At 50.5% G+C, this 18,161-nt stretch carries 17 protein-coding genes; all 17 read left to right on the plus strand.

Annotation, left to right across the window (positions count from 1 at the left end; all coding sequences use genetic code 11):
• Nucleotides 1-2 precede the first annotated feature (2 nt).
• The 17 genes from MCG46_RS00975 (at nucleotide 3) to MCG46_RS01055 (ending at nucleotide 18,119) form a co-directional block, all read left to right on the plus strand.
• A complete protein-coding gene (locus tag MCG46_RS00975) occupies nucleotides 3-932 on the plus strand; it encodes a carbohydrate ABC transporter permease (RefSeq protein ID WP_240276795.1) in 930 nt (309 codons plus the stop codon).
• The gene (locus tag MCG46_RS00980) at nucleotides 932-1,792 is read left to right on the plus strand and encodes a carbohydrate ABC transporter permease (RefSeq protein ID WP_240276797.1); all 861 of its coding nucleotides are present in this window, start codon (nucleotides 932-934) and stop codon (nucleotides 1,790-1,792) included. Before MCG46_RS00975 ends, MCG46_RS00980 begins: the two co-directional genes overlap by 1 nt.
• 56 nt (nucleotides 1,793-1,848) lie before the next feature.
• Nucleotides 1,849-2,739 (plus strand): nucleoside hydrolase, encoded by an 891-nt coding sequence (locus MCG46_RS00985; RefSeq protein WP_240276799.1) that lies wholly within the window; start codon nucleotides 1,849-1,851, stop codon nucleotides 2,737-2,739.
• Nucleotides 2,736-4,769 (plus strand): ADP-ribosylglycohydrolase family protein, encoded by a 2,034-nt coding sequence (locus MCG46_RS00990; protein ID WP_240276801.1) that lies wholly within the window; start codon nucleotides 2,736-2,738, stop codon nucleotides 4,767-4,769. The genes MCG46_RS00985 and MCG46_RS00990 overlap by 4 nt, the downstream gene beginning before the upstream one ends.
• Nucleotides 4,762-5,601: a polysaccharide deacetylase family protein gene (locus tag MCG46_RS00995; RefSeq protein WP_240276803.1), complete on the plus strand. Its 840-nt coding sequence runs from the start codon at nucleotides 4,762-4,764 to the stop codon at nucleotides 5,599-5,601. Before MCG46_RS00990 ends, MCG46_RS00995 begins: the two co-directional genes overlap by 8 nt.
• Nucleotides 5,602-5,610: 9 nt before the next feature.
• Nucleotides 5,611-6,393: a creatininase family protein gene (locus MCG46_RS01000; protein WP_240276806.1), complete on the plus strand. Its 783-nt coding sequence runs from the start codon at nucleotides 5,611-5,613 to the stop codon at nucleotides 6,391-6,393.
• Nucleotides 6,383-7,795, plus strand: a complete 1,413-nt coding sequence (locus MCG46_RS01005) for a family 43 glycosylhydrolase (protein ID WP_240276808.1) — start codon at nucleotides 6,383-6,385, stop codon at nucleotides 7,793-7,795. Before MCG46_RS01000 ends, MCG46_RS01005 begins: the two co-directional genes overlap by 11 nt.
• Nucleotides 7,792-9,492 (plus strand): glycoside hydrolase family 13 protein, encoded by a 1,701-nt coding sequence (locus MCG46_RS01010; protein WP_240276810.1) that lies wholly within the window; start codon nucleotides 7,792-7,794, stop codon nucleotides 9,490-9,492. The genes MCG46_RS01005 and MCG46_RS01010 overlap by 4 nt, the downstream gene beginning before the upstream one ends.
• Nucleotide 9,493: 1 nt before the next feature.
• Complete coding sequence (locus MCG46_RS01015; RefSeq protein ID WP_240276811.1) at nucleotides 9,494-10,069, plus strand: helix-turn-helix domain-containing protein; 576 nt, start codon at nucleotides 9,494-9,496, stop codon at nucleotides 10,067-10,069.
• Nucleotides 10,070-10,218: 149 nt separating this feature from the next.
• A complete protein-coding gene (locus tag MCG46_RS01020; RefSeq protein WP_240276813.1) occupies nucleotides 10,219-11,316 on the plus strand; it encodes an ABC transporter ATP-binding protein in 1,098 nt (365 codons plus the stop codon).
• A gap of 12 nt (nucleotides 11,317-11,328) precedes the next feature.
• On the plus strand, nucleotides 11,329-12,636 hold the full coding sequence (locus tag MCG46_RS01025) for an alpha-amylase family glycosyl hydrolase (protein WP_240276815.1): 1,308 nt from the start codon (nucleotides 11,329-11,331) through the stop codon (nucleotides 12,634-12,636).
• A 427-nt stretch (nucleotides 12,637-13,063) separates the two neighbouring features.
• Entirely contained in the window at nucleotides 13,064-15,163 is a 2,100-nt protein-coding gene (locus tag MCG46_RS01030) for a helix-turn-helix domain-containing protein (protein ID WP_240276817.1), read from the plus strand.
• The gene (locus tag MCG46_RS01035) at nucleotides 15,150-15,416 is read left to right on the plus strand and encodes a DUF4339 domain-containing protein (protein ID WP_240276818.1); all 267 of its coding nucleotides are present in this window, start codon (nucleotides 15,150-15,152) and stop codon (nucleotides 15,414-15,416) included. Before MCG46_RS01030 ends, MCG46_RS01035 begins: the two co-directional genes overlap by 14 nt.
• A gap of 258 nt (nucleotides 15,417-15,674) precedes the next feature.
• Nucleotides 15,675-16,019 carry a hypothetical protein gene (locus MCG46_RS01040; RefSeq protein ID WP_240276820.1) on the plus strand — a complete coding sequence of 115 codons (345 nt, stop codon included), beginning with the start codon at nucleotides 15,675-15,677 and terminating at the stop codon, nucleotides 16,017-16,019.
• 2 nt (nucleotides 16,020-16,021) lie between these two features.
• Complete coding sequence (locus MCG46_RS01045; protein ID WP_240276824.1) at nucleotides 16,022-16,390, plus strand: hypothetical protein; 369 nt, start codon at nucleotides 16,022-16,024, stop codon at nucleotides 16,388-16,390.
• 179 nt (nucleotides 16,391-16,569) lie between these two features.
• Nucleotides 16,570-17,448: a hypothetical protein gene (locus MCG46_RS01050; RefSeq protein WP_240276825.1), complete on the plus strand. Its 879-nt coding sequence runs from the start codon at nucleotides 16,570-16,572 to the stop codon at nucleotides 17,446-17,448.
• Entirely contained in the window at nucleotides 17,445-18,119 is a 675-nt protein-coding gene (locus MCG46_RS01055; protein ID WP_240276826.1) for a response regulator transcription factor, read from the plus strand. Before MCG46_RS01050 ends, MCG46_RS01055 begins: the two co-directional genes overlap by 4 nt.
• Nucleotides 18,120-18,161: the final 42 nt, after the last annotated feature.

Consider the following 18,161-nt stretch of genomic DNA (forward strand, 5'->3'; position numbering starts at 1 on the left):
CCATGGCTGCAAAAAAGAAAACGCTGACTTCCCGAAAGAGGGCGGATCGGCTGACGTACATGTTGTTTCTGGCGCCGGCGATGCTGTCCTTTCTGCTGGTCATTGCCGTTCCGTTCTTTATGGGAATTTACTTTTCTCTGACCAACTGGACGGGCATTACACAGAGCGGATTTGATTTCGTGGGTCTGCAGAATTATATCAACAGTATTAAGGATATTCGTTTCCAATATTCATCCATGATTACGATTGTCTTTGCGCTGATCAACTTCATCTCGGTCAACGTTGTGGCCTTCTCACTGGCCTTGTTGGTTTCTTCCAAGATCAAGGGAAGAAATATTTATCGAACCGGCTTCTTCCTGCCGAACTTGATCGGCGGCATTGTTCTGGGCTACATCTGGCAGTTCATCTTCAACAATGTCCTGATCAGCATTGGTGAGAACTATGGTATTTCGCTCTTGGCGAACACCTTCTTTCTGACCGATCCGAAGCTGGCGGTGCTGGCTTTGGTCATCGCGGGAACCTGGCAGTACGCCGGCTATATCATGATGATCTATTACACGGCTTTGCAGAATGTGCCGAAGGAGTTGCTGGAGTCCGCTGATCTCGATGGCGCGAACGCCTGGCAGCGGCTGCGCCACATCACGATTCCGATGATCATGCCGGCCTTTACCGTCGCGCTGTTCTTGACGCTCAGCAGCAGCTTTAAATCCTATGATGTCGTCATGTCGCTGACCAACGGCGGCCCGTCGATGCTCTGGCAGGGACAGGCGATTAAGGCTACGGAACTGATTTCCGTCAACATCTACAATACCGCATCCGTCAACAACCTGATGGCGGAAGGCCAGGCCCGAGCGGTTATGCTGTTTGTGGTGCTGGTTGTGGTTTCTGTAATTCAGACGTCGATTACCAAACGAAAGGAGATTGAATCCTGATGACAAAAAGAAAATGGCACCTGGTGCTGCTGGAGGTTTTTGCGATCTGCGTGTTCCTTCTCTATATTTCACCGATTGTCTTAGTGGTCATCAACTCAGCTAAGCACAGCGGCGATATCGTATTGAATCCGTTGGGCCTGCCGAGCGATTGGGGCGTGCTGTTTGAGAACATCAAAGCAGTTGTCACCGATCGGACGGTTCACTATTCCTCAGCGTTTATTTCCAGTACGATCATTACTGTCGGCTCTTTGATCACGATTGTACTGTTTGCGACGATGGCCGCCTGGGTCTTAGTCCGGCATAAAAGTAAATTTTCCACACTGGTTTATTTCATGTTTGTCGCGGCGATGGTCATTCCGTTTCAGGTTGTCATGTATCCGCTGGTATCCTGGTTTAAGGAATTGGGGACGTTCCTCAACATTCCGCTGTTAAGAAGCTATCCAGGCGCAATCTTTGCGTACACTGGTTTCGGCATGTCGATGTCGGTTTTCATGTTCTGCGGATTTATCAAGGGAATCCCGTATGAGATTGAAGAAGCGGCGACGATTGACGGATGCAGCAAGTGGCAGGTCTTTGCTTATATCATTCTGCCGATGCTCAAGCCGATCATTGTGACTGTCATCATCCTCAACGGAATCTGGATCTGGAACGACTTCCTGCTGCCATTGATGGTGTTGGGCAAGGGCAACGCGATTCAGACGCTGCCGCTGGCGGTATCCAACTTCGTCGGCGCCTATACCAAGCGATGGGATATGATCCTGACGTCCACTTTCCTGGCGATCCTGCCGATGCTGATCCTGTTTTTGTTCGCGCAGAAGCATATTATCAAAGGCATGACCGAAGGAGCAATCAAATCCTAACGAGCTTAAGTTTAACCACTTAAGTTCTCTTTTTTTGCGTGAGAGAGGAATATACGATGGAAAAAATCATTTTTGATACGGATATCGGCAGTGATATCGACGACGCGTTTGCGCTGGGCTACCTGCTGAATCATCCGGAATGTGAGTTGTTAGGCATTACAACGGTGAGCGGGGAAGCGGAAAAACGCGCGGCCCTATGCCAGCTGTTTGTTGATCGCAGCGGGAAAACCGTACCGGTGCACAGCGGCATCAGCAAGCCGATTGCCTATGAAGAATTACAGCCAAGCTGTCCGCAGGCACGGGTGCTTGAGCGGTTTAGTCCCACAGGGGCGGTGTCGGAGAAATCCGCAGTGGACTTCATCCGTCAGACCGTGCTCAAATATCCGCATGAGGTGACGTTGATCAGCGTTGCGCCGTTTACCAATCTCGGTGTGCTGTTCACACTGGATCCTGACATTGCCCGCCTGTTAAAACGGGTGATCATCATGGGCTGCAAAGTGGACAATCATCCCGATTTTGTCGGCCGGCTGGACTGGAATGTGCTGTGCGATCCGATTGCCGCGAAGATTGTGCTGGATGCAGACATTCCGGAACTCATAATTTATCCCTGCGATGTGACGTATAAACTGCACCATTCGCCGGACTATCTGAAAACCCATGTCCAGGGGAAGTATCGTGAACTGATCGAAGCGATGTCCGAGGTCTGGTTTGAGCGGTTTGACGGATACAGCTATCATGATCCGATGGCTGCGGCCTATGCTTTCCGTCCAGAGCTGGTCCAGGTACAGCGGGGACAGATGCGCGTCGATTTGATGAAAAGCGGAACACTTAGTTATACCGCATGGCAGCCGCAGTCAAAGGGGCATCATGCGATTGCCTATGAATTGGATGAAGAAGGATTTCTGGAAGAACTCTACACCCATCTCAATCGTGAGGAAGAACAATGAGGAAGCTGGAAGACGCGGTTTACGCCGGCGTTTTAGGCAAGATCATCGGTGTTTATTTCGGCCGTCCGGTTGAGGGCTGGAGTTACGCGCGGATTCAGGAACAATTCGGTCAGATCCGCACCTATGTGCATTCCCAGGTGGGATCTTCAATCATTGAAGCGGATGATGATATTTCCGGGACGTTCACATTTGTGAAGGCGCTGCGGGAAAACGGCATGCCCTCATCTTTGGAAAGCCGACAGATCGGACTTCACTGGCTGAATAAGGTGATCGAGGAAAAAACGATTTTCTGGTGGGGCGGTATGTTTCGTTCCACTGAACATACTGCTTATCTGCGGTTAAAGGAAGGCATTGACGCCCCGGACACCGGATCCATGGCCTATAATGGAAAAACGGTTGCCGAACAGATCGGCAGTCAGATTTTTATTGACGGCTGGGGACTGATCAATTTAGGACATCCGGAAATGGCAATGGCGATGGCTGCGGAGGCAGCGAAGGTGAGCCATGATGGCATTGCGGTTTCGATGGCGGCCTGGATCGCGGTTCTGGAAGCCGTGGTGTTTGAGGAGAAAGACATCCGGCAAGCCATGCGCAAGGCCAATTCGATCATCAACGATCCTGAAGTCAGTGAGCTGGTGGAATGGATGATCGGCGTTTGTGAGGAAAGCACAGATTGGCGGCAGGCCCGGGACCAGATTGAAGCCTGTCATCCATACTCCCGTTATGGCGGCAATTGTCCGATCGTTACGAATTTTCTGGTCATTGTCATGAGCTGCATCCTGGATCACGATGATTTTCTGGAAGCCATCAGCATTGCAACTTCGGCGGGTTATGATACCGACTGCAACGCTGGAAATGTCGGCTGTATCGAAGCCATTCGCTTAGGCCTGGAAAACCTGGATCGGCATGCGTTTCTGCGCTCCCAGGTGAATGAACGAATGTGGGTTGTCAGCGCGGAGGGCGGTGCGACGATTGAAAACGCCAGCACCGTGGCTCAGCAGCTGATCACAGATTCCCAACAGCTGCATGAAAAAACACAAAGCTTGTGGCCGCGCTATGCCTTTCTGTTTCCCGGCAGCACACATGGCTTTGAAGCACTTCAGGGAACAACGGTAAGCCGAAATCCCGGAATTGAACTGATTCCTCAAGCAGGAAAAACGATGGAGTGGCGAACTGAGGTTTTCTATGATCTGCTTCATGAAAAGGCCGGCGGTTATGCCTTGGTCGCTTCTCCGCTGTTGTATTGGGGACAGCGCATCCATGGTGAGGTGCAGTCCGATGGATTGACAGAGGTCACGCTGTTTGTCGACTTTTTCAACGCAGAAGAACAAGTGGAACGTTTTCAGTCGGATCTCATTCTCATAGATGGGAAACAATCCCTGAACTGGCCGCTTCCGCCTGGCCGCGGTTATCCGATCTGGCGGATGGGCTTGCTTGTCAAAGGGCAGCCGCTGCTTGTGCATCATCTCGATCATGGCGGAGAGCCGGCGCTGACCTATACGGAGATTTCGACGATGAGTCCCAACTATACAACCGGTCGGGCTGTGCCAAGCTGGTATCGGGCCTTTACCGACAGCACCCGCTGCAGCACGGTCGATCATCTCTCCACATTCTGTCTTTCCCATACGGAAGATAACGGTCTGGTCTATATCGGCAATCAGGATTGGCACCACCTCAGCATCGCCTCCACCTTAATCTTAACCCTTCAGAAAACGGCCGGCTTGGTGCTGCGCCTGACGGGTCTGCAGCGCTACTATGCGGCAGTGCTGCAAGACCAGAAGCTGCGGATTGTGTGCCGTAAGGATCGGGACGTGCAGATTCTCGCAGAGTGTGACTACGCCTATGCCGCGGATCAGGAAGTCGCGATGAAATTTGAAGCATATTCTGATCAGCTGAAAGTCAGCATGGACGGGGAAGTCCGTTTAATCTGTCATGACAGCACCTATTCCTGCGGCGCAGCCGGCTTCCTGGTTGAAAAAGGAACAGTGCAGGCCAGGGGTCTGAGTCTGCAGGAGGTTACGCATGCGTAAATATTTGATCATCAACGCCGATGACTTCGGCATGTGCCACAGCGCAAACATGGCGGTGCTGGATCTGTTTCAATCCGGCTGCATCCGCTCCACGACCTTAATGGCCTGTTGTCCATGGGCCAAGGAAGCAGCGGCGCTGTGTCATCAACATCCTGAAATTCATGTCGGTCTGCACGTTGCGCATACCGCGGAATGGGAGAACTACCGTTGGGGGCCGATGAGTTCGCAGGCCGCTTCCCTCCGGGATGAGGAAGGGTATTTCTTTCACCATACTGAGGATGTGCTGCGTCAGGCTAATTCAGAGGATCTGATGCGGGAAATGAAAGCTCAGGTTCAATGGCTGCGGAAGCAGGGAATTCCGTTTACCCATCTGGATAATCACATGCTGACGCTGCAGAATCATCTGATCGAAACCCTAGAGTATTGTCAGGAAGAAGGATTCAGCTTCCGTCTGGCCCGCGCGAAGGCTCAAACTCATCCGCAGACCGCGGAAGCCGTCGCCTATGCAGATACGCATGGAATTGCGATCATCGACTATCTCAATCCTAACAGTGACCGTTTCCCGAATGACCGTCATACCTATGCCTCCATCCGCGACAGCTATTTGGCGATGTTAGCGCATCTGCCGGAGGGCGTCAGTGAATTTTTCACGCATCCTGCGGTCGAAAGTGAAGAACTCAAGGCGATTGCCCCGGACTGGAGAGTGCGCGTCGGCGATTATCAGTTTTTAAAAGATCCTGTTTTCCGGCAAAGTCTGCGTGATAATCAGATCACGCTGATCGGCTGGGAGGATGCGGCACTGCTGAACAGTGCCTCCGCGTTAAGGAAATGAGGTGCAAAGATGCAGTACGATAAAAAATTAATCGACTCGTTGATCCCGAAAGAAGAAAGCAGCGAAGTTCAGGTGGAGAAGCTGCGCCCGGGACAGCTGATAAAACGGCTGGACGACTTTCCGGTGGTCTATCAGCCTTTAGGGACACTGGAATGGCACGGCCGTCAGAATCCCTTGGGCTGCGATGCGATCAAAGCCACGGCCTTGTGCGAAGCGGTAGCTCGGAAGATCGGCGGCGTGGTGATGCCGGCGATTCACTTTGCGGCCGATGTCGATATTGAAGGACCGCAGGGGATCGGTTATGGCATGGATGGCTTTGCCGGAATGAAGCTGCCGGGCAGTTTTTATCAAATTCCGCTGCCGTTGTTAACCGAGCTGCTGATCCACGCCTGCGGCAATTACTTTGACCGCGGAGCCCAACTGGTCGTTTTGATCAGCGGACACAATCCGCCGATCCAGAAACAAATCATGGATCAGGTGCGCGATCATTTCGCCCCGCTGGACAAACCCGTTCTGACGTCGATGGAGTTTGAACTGGCGGACAAGCCGGAATATCGGATCAGCGATCATGCCGGGGGCTACGAAACAGCGATGATGCTGGCGCTCTCTCCCGCCCAGGTTGATCAACAGGCCAATGTCGGACTGGAACGTGAGGATCTGGGCATTGCCAGCTCCCTGTCGGTCACCGAGGCGACAGGGGAGCAAGGGACGGCGTATTTTGAAAGCCAGGTACGCGGCATGAGCCAATGGGTTCAGGCTGAATTTCAGCGCCTGAAAGACCATGCGGACTGAAATCCTGGAACCGATCCTGCCGGGGGATTATCCCGATCCCTCGATTTTGCGGGTGGGTTCGGAATATTATCTGACGTTTTCCTCCTTGCAGTATCGCCCCTGTCTGACGCTGCTGCATTCCGCGGATCTGATTCACTGGGATTTCGTCACTCACTGCTTCAACGACTTTGATTATGACATTTGGGCGCCGGATCTGGTTGAAGTAAAGGGGCGCTTCTACATTTATTTTTACGCTGAGCAGGAAAACTGGGTTACCTGGGCTGATCATATTGAAGGCCCCTGGAGCCAGCCTTTGCCGCTGGAGATTCCCGATTATATCGACCCTGGCCATGCGGTGGATGATCAAGGTCAGCGCTACCTGTTTTTAGGCCGCGGCATGCGCGTTAAGCTGAGTGCGGATGGTCTAAAGCGAATCAGTGAGTCGGAAGCGGTTTTTCCTGTTTATCAGGTGGACAGCCGCGAAGACATTGAAGGCGATTTTATGGAAGGGCCGAAGCTTTGCCGCCGCGGCGATTGGTTTTATTATACGTTTGCGACTGGCGGAACAGCCGGGCCGGCGACCGGCCATCGCGTCGTTTCGGCCCGCAGCCGCAGTCTGGATGGCCCCTGGGAATTTTCTCCCTATGATCCCGTTCTGCAATGCCGCAGCCGCAGCGAACCCTGGCACTGCAAAGGCCATGGCACGTTGATCGACGATCCCGAAGGCAACGCTTATCTTGTTTATCATGCTTACCGCAAGGATCGGCAGCTTTGGGGAAGACAGATTCTCATCGAACGGGTCAGCTTTGATGAAAACGGTTGGTTTTCCGTCGATTCCGCCCATCCGATAACAACCGCGGCTTTGCCGCAAACCATTCAGTTTGATTTCAGCCATGGAATTCCCTGGACGCTGCGCAGCTTCCGAAACCATGATTTAACTCGGTTCCAGGCTGCTTCCAATACTCTGCGCATGCAGGGACGGGGCTGGACGCTGGGGGAGAGCGAGCCGTTACTCATGACGGTGAATGAGGATGATTTCCAGATCGACGTGCACGTGAAGCTGCAGGGGGAAGTTTCAGCTGGACTGTGCTGTTTCTACAATCCTGAACACTGTGCCGGAATTTTGGCCGATGCCCAGGGTGTCAGCATCATTCGTCACAACCGGGTGCTGGCAAGACACGAAGGAACAGGCGAACAGCTCTGGCTGAGGATGGAACTGAAGCAGCTATACCTGAGATTTTATGTCAGTCAGGATGGCCGCCACTATCAAAAGATCAACAATGTGATCGACATATCCGGTTACAATCACAATAACTACGACGGATTCCTCAGCGTGAAGCCGGGATTCAGCGTCGTCGGCCAAGGTCAGGCGGAACTTTCTGATCTGACCTATCGAACCCAAGCAAGGAGAAAACAGAAATGAAAACATGGTGGAAAGAAGCCGTTGGATATCAGATTTATCCACGCACGTTTTATGATGCTAATGGGGACGGCATCGGCGATTTGAAAGGCATTACGCTCAAGCTGGATTATCTGAAAGCCCTAGGCGTCGATCTGTTGTGGATCGGTCCGTTTTTCAAGTCGCCGATGGATGACAATGGCTACGACGTCAGCGATTATTATGCCGTCGATCCGATCTTCGGCACGCTCGATGACGCCCGTGAATTAATTCAGGAAGCCCATCAGCGCGGATTGCGGATCATTTTGGATCTTGTGCTCAATCACACGTCGGATGAACATCCCTGGTTTATCGAAGCCCGCCGCAATCAAGAAAGTGAAGAACACAGCTATTATATCTGGAAAAAAGGCCGGATCAACGCGCAGGGCCAGCGCATTCCGCCGACCAACTGGTCGAGCTTTTTCTCCGATTCCGCTTGGTGCTACAATGAAGCGACCGACGAATATTATATGAAGATTTTTTCAGAGAAAATGCCGGATCTCAACTGGGCGGAACCCAAGCTCAGAGAACGCATGATGGAAGTGGCCCGCTTCTGGCTGGACGAGGGTGTCGATGGCTTCCGCGTCGATGCCGTCGCGCATTTAGCCAAGGATCTGCGCTTTGAAGACAGCACGATGCCGCTGGATGCCCAGGGCAACGCTCCGGACTGGTCGAAGTTTTCCAATCTGCCGGCGCTGTTTGATTATCTGGATGAACTGAAGGACAAAGTCCTGCGGCATTACGATATCGTGACGGTCGGCGAGGTCGGCGGCGGAGCCTCCCCACAGATGGCGCTGAATTATGCCGACGCGCAAACCGGAGCGTTCAACATGGTATTCACGTTTGATCATTGCTGGGCGAACGGGATCAGCGCCGGAACCGTCAGTTTTCCAGAACAGGTGAAAACCGACGTGATTGCCTTGAAGAAAACCTTTGCCGCGTGGTACGAGGGTCTGCATGAGCGCGCCTGGCTGCCGGTTTACTGGCTGAATCACGATCATCCGCGGGTTGTCAGTCAATACGGCGATCCCGTGCATTATCACAAGCCCTCCGCAAAGATGCTCTGCAACACACTGTATTTGATGTACGGTACGCCGTTTATGTACAACGGTGAAGAAATCGGCATGACCAACGTGGACTACACCGAACTTTCGGATTTTCAGGACGTATGGGTCAAAAATCTATATGAAGGCGTCAAGGATCAATATCCCTTGGCTGTGCTGATGGAGCATTTCCGGAGAACTTCGCGGGACAACGCCCGCACCCCGATGCAATGGAGCGCCGCTCCCAACGCCGGGTTTTCCACGCAGACGCCGGTCAGTAAGGTTAACGGCAACTACCGCACGATCAATGTCGAAGCGCAGGATCGAGATCCCAATTCCATTTTGAATCACTACCGGGCGGTGCTGAAACTGCGAAAGTCAGCGGAATACAAGCCGGTGTTTATTGAAGGTGAATTTGCGCTTCTGGATGAAGATCATCCGGACGTCTTTGCCTACCGAAGGGATAACTCTGAAAAAACCATTTTCGTTGTCAGCAATTTTACTGGGAAGGATACGGAATATACGATTCCTGCCCGGCATGTCCGCTGTTTGTTAAGCAGCTATCCTGACAGTCATCCCCAACCGCCCACGCTGATCCTGCGTCCGTTTGAATCCGTCGTGCTGGACGTGCTGGACTGATATGGAAAGCTATGCTTTATTTTTAGCGGATCATCCGGTCGATCAGTCGATTCTGGAAACCGTTTTGACCGAAAATCTCGGCGCTCCGTATGAGCTGTATTTGACGGAAGCCGGACGTGGGGTGATCAGCAGTGAAGCGGATCTAAAAACATTGTTTGATTCACTGCTTCCGATCTTAAGCGATGATCTGCATCAGCCGCTCACAATCCTCATCACGCATCGCTCAGATACCCTTTCCGAGGCTGCACTGAACTTCTGTCACCGACATAAAAAAGGCCGCTGTCTGATGTTGGCGGAGGCGGTGATCCTGGCTTATCTGAACCGTGAACCAAAGCTGACCACTTTGGCTGAGCATTATTTCGACGATGTCAGCTTTGAAGCGATGGCGACCGCCAAAGCGTTTGTCAGCACCGGTCTGAATGCCAGCCGGGTTGCCCAGAAGTTGTATCTGCACCGCAATACCGTCAATTATCGGCTGCAGAAATTTATTGAACAATCCGGTCTGGATATCCGCGATTATCACAACGCTCAGCTGCTTTACTTCTGCACACTGATCAAGGAAAACGCCGTTCGCTGATCCTCTGTGCTTCCCTGAAAAGAAAGTGCAATAAGACAGTCGATATAATAAAGAAGTTCAGAGATGAAAATAAAATAATGAGATTTGTGCAGTGTGCACAGGAAAGAAACGAAGAAAACCGATATAATCAAATCAGAGGTGGAAACAATATGGCAAATTTACAATTGAAGAACGTAAACAAGATTTATGACAATAAGGTACAGGCGGTATTTGACTTCAATCTGGATATAGAGGATAAGGAATTTATCGTCTTTGTCGGACCTTCCGGCTGCGGCAAGTCGACGACGCTGCGGATGATCGCCGGTCTGGAAGAAATCACTTCCGGCGAGCTTTACATTGACGGACAGAAGATGAACGACGTGCTGCCGAAGGACCGTGACATCGCGATGGTCTTCCAGTCCTACGCGTTGTATCCGCACATGACAGTGTATGACAACATGGCCTTTGGCCTGAAACTGAAAAAAATGCCGAAAGAAGAAATTGATCAGCGTGTCCGGCATGCGGCGGAAATTCTGGAAATCACGCCGTATCTGAAACGTAAGCCGAAAGCACTGTCCGGCGGCCAGCGCCAGCGTGTTGCCCTAGGCCGCGCCATCGTGCGCAATGCCAAAGTCTTCCTGATGGATGAACCGTTGAGTAATCTGGATGCGAAGCTGCGCGTGCAGATGCGTACGGAAATCATCAAGCTGCATGAAAGCCTGGGGGCCACGACAATTTATGTTACCCATGATCAGACCGAAGCGATGACAATGGCTTCGCGGATTGTCGTCATGAAAGACGGCTATATCCAGCAGATCGGTTCGCCGAAAATGATTTACAACTACCCGGCCAATATGTTTGTCGCGGGCTTCATCGGCTCACCGGCCATGAACTTCTTAAACGGAGTATGCAAAGAAGAAGGCAAAATTGAAATTGACGGCCGCAGCTTCAACATTCCGGAAATGTTCAAGGATGATCTGAAGCCGTATATCGGCAAGGAAATCGTGCTGGGCATCCGTCCGGAAGATATTCATTATGAAGGCATTGTGGCGGAAGCGTTCCCGGACACCCCATTTGACTTCAAAGTGGAAGTCTGTGAACTGCTGGGTCATGAATTTATTCTCCACGGGCATTTTGGACCGCAGGAGCTGTTGGCGAAGGTATCTTCCCGCGTCGATGTCAAGGCTGGGGATGAAATCAAGCTGGCGATGGATGTGACAAAGCTGCATTTCTTTGATCAAGAAACCGGAATTGCGATCAATCATTAGGAGGAACAAGTCATGTCAAAGCGAACAACGGCAAAAGACCGCAGCTTGAGTCTGTATCAGGTCTTTGTCCGCAATTATGCTCCATCCGGGACTTTCCGTGAGGTGGAAAAGGATCTGGACCGCATTGCTGCGATGGGGTTTGATTACCTCTACCTGCTTCCGATTCATCCGATCGGTGTCCAACAGCGAAAAGGCGATCTGGGCAGTCCGTATGCGATTTCAGATTACTGGGCGATTAATCCGGAATATGGAACGCTGGAAGACTTCAAACAGCTGATTCAGGCAGTACATGATCATCACATGAAGATCATGATCGACATTGTGATTAATCATACGGCGTATGACCATCCATTTACCCAAACGCATCCGGAATATTATTATCATAAGCCAGATGGCAGCTTTGGCAACCGCGTCGGCGCCTGGACGGATATCCTCGACTTGGATTATGGCTGTGAGGCTCTGCGGGAGGAAATGATCAACATGCTTTGTTACTGGGCAAAGCTGGGCGTCGATGGCTATCGCTGCGACGTGGCCAGTCTGGTGCCGGTTTCGTTCTGGCAGCAGGCGGCAGAAGCAGTGGCGAAGATCAATCCGGATCATTTCTGGGTGGCGGAAAGCGTGGAGCCGGAATTCATCCGCGCCCTGCGTTCAGAAGGTTTTGAGGTGGCAACCGACAGTGAATTATATACGGCGTTTGACTGCTTATATGATTATGACATCTATGATCAGTTCAAAGCGGCGGTATCTGAAAAATCTTCTCTGCAGCCGTATAAGCAGGCTGTCCGTGATCAGCAATGGCGCTATCCGGCTAATTTCCTGAAGCTGCGGTTTCTGGAAAATCATGATCAGCCGCGGATAGCCAGTTATACGCAGGATCACGATAAAATCCTGAACTGGGTGGGGTATTCGTTCTTTGTGCAGGGCACAGCGTTTGTCTATGCCGGACAGGAAGCCTGGAATACGCATCAGCCAAGCTTGTTTACGAAGGATCTGGTCGACTGGACACAGCGGGATCAGGCTTATGAAGCCCTGATCCACCGTCTGAATGAAATTCGCCGGATGGACTTCATGGGTGCGCATCGGCAGTTTATTCTGCATGATAATCCACAGGAAGTCTTGGTTTGCGAATATCAGTGTGAAGACAGCCGGGTTTTTGGCATCTTTAATGTCCGCGGTCTGGAAGGGGATCTTCCATTGGCGACAATTGAAGGTGAATTTGTCAATCTGATCGACAATCAGCCGGTGATCGTTGAAAAGGGTCAGCTGAAGCTGAGCCGGAAGCCGCAGATCTTTGTGTGCTCCAATCTCTCGGCGGAATAAGCTTTTCTAGCCTTGTCGCTGAAATTGAAAAGGAAAAGGCAGACTGTCCCCAGACAGAAAGTGTATCAGAATTTCAATCGAGGATGTGACTTTGGTCATGTCCTTTTTGTCTGCGGAAATTCCATGTTGAAACAGGGTATGAAGAAACAGCGATCAATCCCATCAAGAAAGCTTCATCCGGATCAGCCTGCCGGCAGGATACCAACAGAAAGGTTAAGCGCAGGGGAAAGGAAACAAAGCCGTCGACAGCACAAAGCTGACTTTTTCTGAGGATTCACGGGAAACTTTGGCAAAAGATTGCAGGAAATCCACGGTAAAATTGGACTTTGCCCGGCTCAATGGTTGACAATCGGCGTAAAAACAGGGATGATATTAATGGATTTTTATGACCCTTTTTATAGAAATGAAGAGAAAGGAGCGCTGATTTATGAATAAGCTGCCTGAGAAATTAACACAGCTGAGAAAATATAACGGCTTATCTCAACAAGCCGCAGCCGAGAAAGCCGAGGTTTCGGTTCTGGATTATATGGCCTGGGAAAATGGGGGAGCGATTCCTGACATTGATCATTTGATTTTGTTGGCGGAGGCTTTCCACATCAGTTTGGATGAGATGATCCGCAATGAGGTGCCGGTATTGCCGGAGAAGGATGTCCATGAAACGTTGGATATTCCCTTTATGAAAAAGCCGGAGGAAGAATATCCGACGCCTGAGATCAAGATCGAGGAGCCAATCCCGCCGCAGCCGGATTTGGGACAGACCCGGGTGATTCCAGCTGTGAAGGATTTGGAAAAAACCAAACCGCTGAGGGTGGTGAAGGAGCCGGAAGCTCAGCCACATTCGACAGCGGGAGCAGGCACGAATCGGCCGCAGCCGCAGACGATGAAGTCCAAAAAGAACAATCAGACCAAGCTGATCGGGGCGGCGGCTGGCCTGGGACTCGTCGTGCTGCTTCTCATCCTGGTTTTCAACAGCTTGGGCGGCGGGAAAAAAGAGGAAGTAACCAACATCATGACTGCAGAGAACCGCATTGCGGCCGGCAGTGAATTTACCCTTGTTTTAAATACCGATGGAACCGTCAAAGGCCAGGGAAGCAATGACGAGGGTCAGATCAACGTTGGCAGCTGGGCCAATATCACTTCGATCAAAGCCGGAGCGCAGCACAGCGTCGGCTTAAAGAAAAACGGAACGGTTGTCGCAGCCGGCAGTTCCCGGCAGAAGCAGACAGAGGTTGCCGAGTGGAGCGGGATCACAGCGATTGCGGCGGGGGATCATCATACCTTGGGTTTAAAGAAGGACGGCACAGTCGTCTGTACCGGCGACAACAGCGATAAGCAGTGTGAAGTTTCCGAATGGAAAGACGTCGCTAAAATTGCCGCCGGAGCCAACATCAGCGTTGGAATTACCCAGGAAGGGAAAGTGCTGATTGCCGGCAGTCAGGCTGATGTTTCCACGCTCAGCGGCGTTCAGAATGTTGTCATCAGTGGGGATACGCTGTTAATTCTGACCAAGAACGGCAGTCTGGACTGCATCGAAGGCAAAACCGGCGTCTGTCCGGCTAAAACGCCATCTAAGATTACAATGGCGGCGGCTTCATCTGAGCATCTGTTGATGCTCAGCAGCGACGGCACAGTGAGTGCCGAGGGCGACAAGGAATATGGCCGGCTGGAAGTCGGAGAGTGGAAAGATGTGATCGCAATTGCGGCGGGCAAGAACCATTCCGTTGGCTTACTGAAAAACGGCAGTCTGGTTGCGGCCGGCGACAACAGCCGTGGTCAAAGTGAAATGAACGGCGGCAGTGAAGAAGAAAAACAGCTGGAAGCCGTGAAGAATATCAAGATTACCCAGGATGGAGATCAGATCAAAATCAGCTGGGATAAAGTGACGGATGCGGATTACTATGAGGTATCCGCGGCCTTGAAAAAGGAATATTCCGCCAAAGTGGACGGGACTTCCGTATCCTTAAACGGGAACTTGTTTGAGGATGGCAAGCAGGTGACGTTCAGCATTGTTGCCAACTCACGGGAAAACAACATCAAACCGTCAGAACCGGCAACACAGGTCTTTAACTATTTTGCACCGACCGCAACGCCATCGGTTACACTGGCTTCAGTAGCTAACGTCAAGATCAGCCAGGATGCCAACAATGTCCGGATCAGCTGGGATGCTGTGGACAACGCCGATTATTATGAAGTCAGCGTGACCAACCAGAGCGGCTATCACGAAAAGGTCAGCGGCACTTCCGTCACGCTCCCGAACAGTTCTTTTGAAGACGGCAAGCAGGTGACGATTACGATTGTGGCCGGATCAAACAGTACACTGTATGAGAACTCCGTGGAGTCCGTCACCAATTACAATTATATTGCCCCGACACCGATTCCAACTCCGGAACTGACGCCGGTTCCGACGCCGGAACTCACGCCAGAGCCAACCCCATCGGAAACAACGGAACCTTCCACAACACCGGAGGGTGAAGGGGAAGGCGGAGATTCACTGCCGGAAAGCGAGGGAAATCATGGAAACGAATAATCGCTGGTATGTACGCCGAAAAGACGGCAAAAAGGACGGCAGTTTCTCGGACAATGAATTAGCCGCTCTGATCCGCAAAGGGATTGTTGAGCCAGAGGATGAAATCTGGACGATGAAGATGGCCGACTGGATGGCTTTGAAAGATTCCATTTACAGCTTCTATCTGCCGCAGGAAGAAAAACCATTTGTCTTAGAAGACACGGATGTTGAACTGGAGCTGGATGTCCATTCAGATTCAGATATTCTGTTATAAGCTGTATCGAAGAATAGAAAAGTAAAAAAGGTCGACTCCTGGCATGATCCCGGAGTCGATTTTTTTATTCGCAAAAGCTAGTGAATGGGTTCAATACAGTAAAGTGGGAAACAGAAATCAGGATTTAGCAGTTTGCCGTATGCAGAATGAATAAAATGACGAATTAATATTTTACAAACAAAGTGGAAACATAACGCCAATAAAGTCCTGGTATTCTTTCATCATCACAGGAAATAAGTGAAAAAGGAGAAAAACAAGATGGCAAAATCGAAATTAATCAAGACTCATGAACGGATTGCGGAAAGCGTCGTCGAAGGATACAAAAGGATTGAGGAAGGTGTCGTTGGCGGTTACAAAAAAATTGAAGACGAGGCTGTTGGAAGCTTCGACAAGATGGCGGATCACTTTGTAGACCAGTTTTTGACCAGGGATGGCGAATCTGTCGCGGAAGCAAGAGCTCGGCTGACTCGGCAGCAAAAAGAAAGAGAAGAAATGAAGAAGGAAAGTGAAGAACGCAGGATTGCTTCTCAATCTGCGATGCAGAGAGACCGGCAAAAAACTGAGAATCGAAAAGCGGAATCAGAAAGAAAGGCAGGAATCTAACCATGAAAAAGAGTACATTTGCCGCGATGATTTTAGGTACCATAGGAGGGATCTTGTTTGCGCTTGGGATGTGCATGACGATGATTCCGGAATGGAATGCTTTCAGACCTGGCGTTATTATGGGCGTCGCAGGGATGATCGTTCTGCTGATCATGATCGGCGTTTGGCGAAAGATGGAAAATAAGGAACCCATCAAGCTGTCTGGAAAAACCCTTGTGGCAATTTTAATCGGAATTTTGGGTTCACTTTTATTGGGTGTGGGTATGTGTCTTACCTTGGTATGGAGCCATTTGACTATGGGAATTGTCATTGGAATCGCAGGAATCGTTACGCTGATCTGTCTAATTCCTTTTGTGAAGGGATTAAAGTAAGAAGAAAAGCTGGAGACTGATGGCATGGCTGTGCAATTCTGCCATGCTTTTTCTCTGTTCATGATTTAAACATAAAGCAGAAACAAAACAGAAACAATCGCAGAGTATGATAAAATAATAGAAAGGATGAAGCCATGCGGAGGAAATTCAACAAACAAAAGACGAGAAGACAATTTCAAATGCCGCAGTTGGCTCTGAAATACAGATTGCTGCTCTATGGATCCATGTTTGTTTTTGTTATTTTATCCATGATCAACGTGTTCTATGCTTGTTTTAATGATCTTGCAGCCATCGGGTGTTATGGATTAACGGCGCTTACTTTTGCGGCTGGCATTGTTTGTTTGGTGAGCGATGTTGGCCGCCATATGAAAAAGACTGTAAAATCAGTGGCTGCGGTTAATCCTTATGTGAGCAGGATGGCTTGCGATGATCGGCTGAGGACAGTTGTCCTGTCAGTGCCTGGGGTTATTGGGAACGTTTTGTTCGCTGTCTTGAATGGGGTGACTGGAATCGTCAGTCACTCTGCCTGGTTGGGTACGCTGTCAGCTTATTACATACTATTAAGCATCATGCGGATCAGTGCGGTAAGTCAGGCTTGGAAGATTTCTCAAATGACCCAGGATCCTGTCCGGAAACAAAAAGAGTTCAGGGTGTATTCTCAAGACAGTATTCTGTTTTTACTCCTGGCTCTGGTTCTGGCGGGCATGGTCATTTTGCTGGAGTTTTCGGCCGGCGGAAAAACCTATCCGGGTCTGACCATCTATGCTGCGGCAGCTTATGCGTTTTATCGCATTACGTTGTCCATGATTAATATGATCAAAGTCAAAAAACTGCGTTCACCGCTTTTGATGATCATTCGCAAAATAGGTTATGCGGACGCCTGCGTATCCATTTTGATTCTTCAGACGGCCTTGTTTTCGTCTTTTGCACAGCCCGCTGAGGCGGAATTTGTCAAACTGATGAATGGAATGACAGGCAGCGGAGTATGCGTGATGATCTTTGCGATGGGAGTCCAGGGCCTGTGCGTTGGCAGAGTAATGAAAGAGAGGAATGGATGATGATCAATATCTTGGTCGTAGAAGATGATCCAAAGTTAAATCAGATTGTCTGTAAGTATCTGACGCAGAATGGTTTTCATGCTCAAGGCTGCCTGAATGCGAATGCGGCTTACGATGCAATGTATAACCAGCTGTTTGAGCTGATTATTTCTGATATTATGATGCCTGAGATTGATGGGTTTGAGTTTGCCCGAACCGTACGGGAGTTAAATCGAACCATTCCGATTTTGTTCATGTCGGCAAAGGATGATCTGCCTTCCAAACAAAAAGGATTTCAGCTGGGGATTGATGATTACATGGTAAAACCCATTGATCTGGACGAACTGATTCTTCGGGTAAGAGCGCTGCTGCGGCGGGCCAATATTGAGATGGACAGAAAGATCATCGTAGGCAATCTCGTTTTGGATGCCGATGCGATCAGTGCGGAAGTTGACGGCGAGGAAGTCCCGCTGACCACACGGGAATTTAATCTGATTTATAAGCTGCTTTCTTATCCCAAAAAGACATTTTCCCGTGCCCAGCTGATGGATGAGTTCTGGGAATCAGACAGTGATGCGAGTTTGCGGGCTGTGGACGTGTATGTAACCAAACTGCGGGATAAATTATCAGCGTGCGATGGTTTCAAGATCGTAACCGTCAGAGGTTTAGGGTACAAGGCGGTGCTGCAATGACGGGAAATAAGGAGAAAAAGACCAGGATAAGAAATGACAGTC

The organism is Holdemania massiliensis (assembly GCF_022440805.1).
GTDB lineage: Bacteria > Bacillota_I > Bacilli_A > Erysipelotrichales > Erysipelotrichaceae > Holdemania > Holdemania massiliensis_A.

Coding starts and splice junctions, on each gene's coding strand:
- MCG46_RS00975 (WP_240276795.1), top strand. CDS start 3: ATGGCTGCAAAAAAGAAAACGCTGACTTCCCGAAAGAGGGCGGATCGG.
- MCG46_RS00980 (WP_240276797.1), top strand. CDS start 932: ATGACAAAAAGAAAATGGCACCTGGTGCTGCTGGAGGTTTTTGCGATC.
- MCG46_RS00985 (WP_240276799.1), top strand. CDS start 1,849: ATGGAAAAAATCATTTTTGATACGGATATCGGCAGTGATATCGACGAC.
- MCG46_RS00990 (WP_240276801.1), top strand. CDS start 2,736: ATGAGGAAGCTGGAAGACGCGGTTTACGCCGGCGTTTTAGGCAAGATC.
- MCG46_RS00995 (WP_240276803.1), top strand. CDS start 4,762: ATGCGTAAATATTTGATCATCAACGCCGATGACTTCGGCATGTGCCAC.
- MCG46_RS01000 (WP_240276806.1), top strand. CDS start 5,611: ATGCAGTACGATAAAAAATTAATCGACTCGTTGATCCCGAAAGAAGAA.
- MCG46_RS01005 (WP_240276808.1), top strand. CDS start 6,383: ATGCGGACTGAAATCCTGGAACCGATCCTGCCGGGGGATTATCCCGAT.
- MCG46_RS01010 (WP_240276810.1), top strand. CDS start 7,792: ATGAAAACATGGTGGAAAGAAGCCGTTGGATATCAGATTTATCCACGC.
- MCG46_RS01015 (WP_240276811.1), top strand. CDS start 9,494: ATGGAAAGCTATGCTTTATTTTTAGCGGATCATCCGGTCGATCAGTCG.
- MCG46_RS01020 (WP_240276813.1), top strand. CDS start 10,219: ATGGCAAATTTACAATTGAAGAACGTAAACAAGATTTATGACAATAAG.
- MCG46_RS01025 (WP_240276815.1), top strand. CDS start 11,329: ATGTCAAAGCGAACAACGGCAAAAGACCGCAGCTTGAGTCTGTATCAG.
- MCG46_RS01030 (WP_240276817.1), top strand. CDS start 13,064: ATGAATAAGCTGCCTGAGAAATTAACACAGCTGAGAAAATATAACGGC.
- MCG46_RS01035 (WP_240276818.1), top strand. CDS start 15,150: ATGGAAACGAATAATCGCTGGTATGTACGCCGAAAAGACGGCAAAAAG.
- MCG46_RS01040 (WP_240276820.1), top strand. CDS start 15,675: ATGGCAAAATCGAAATTAATCAAGACTCATGAACGGATTGCGGAAAGC.
- MCG46_RS01045 (WP_240276824.1), top strand. CDS start 16,022: ATGAAAAAGAGTACATTTGCCGCGATGATTTTAGGTACCATAGGAGGG.
- MCG46_RS01050 (WP_240276825.1), top strand. CDS start 16,570: ATGCCGCAGTTGGCTCTGAAATACAGATTGCTGCTCTATGGATCCATG.
- MCG46_RS01055 (WP_240276826.1), top strand. CDS start 17,445: ATGATGATCAATATCTTGGTCGTAGAAGATGATCCAAAGTTAAATCAG.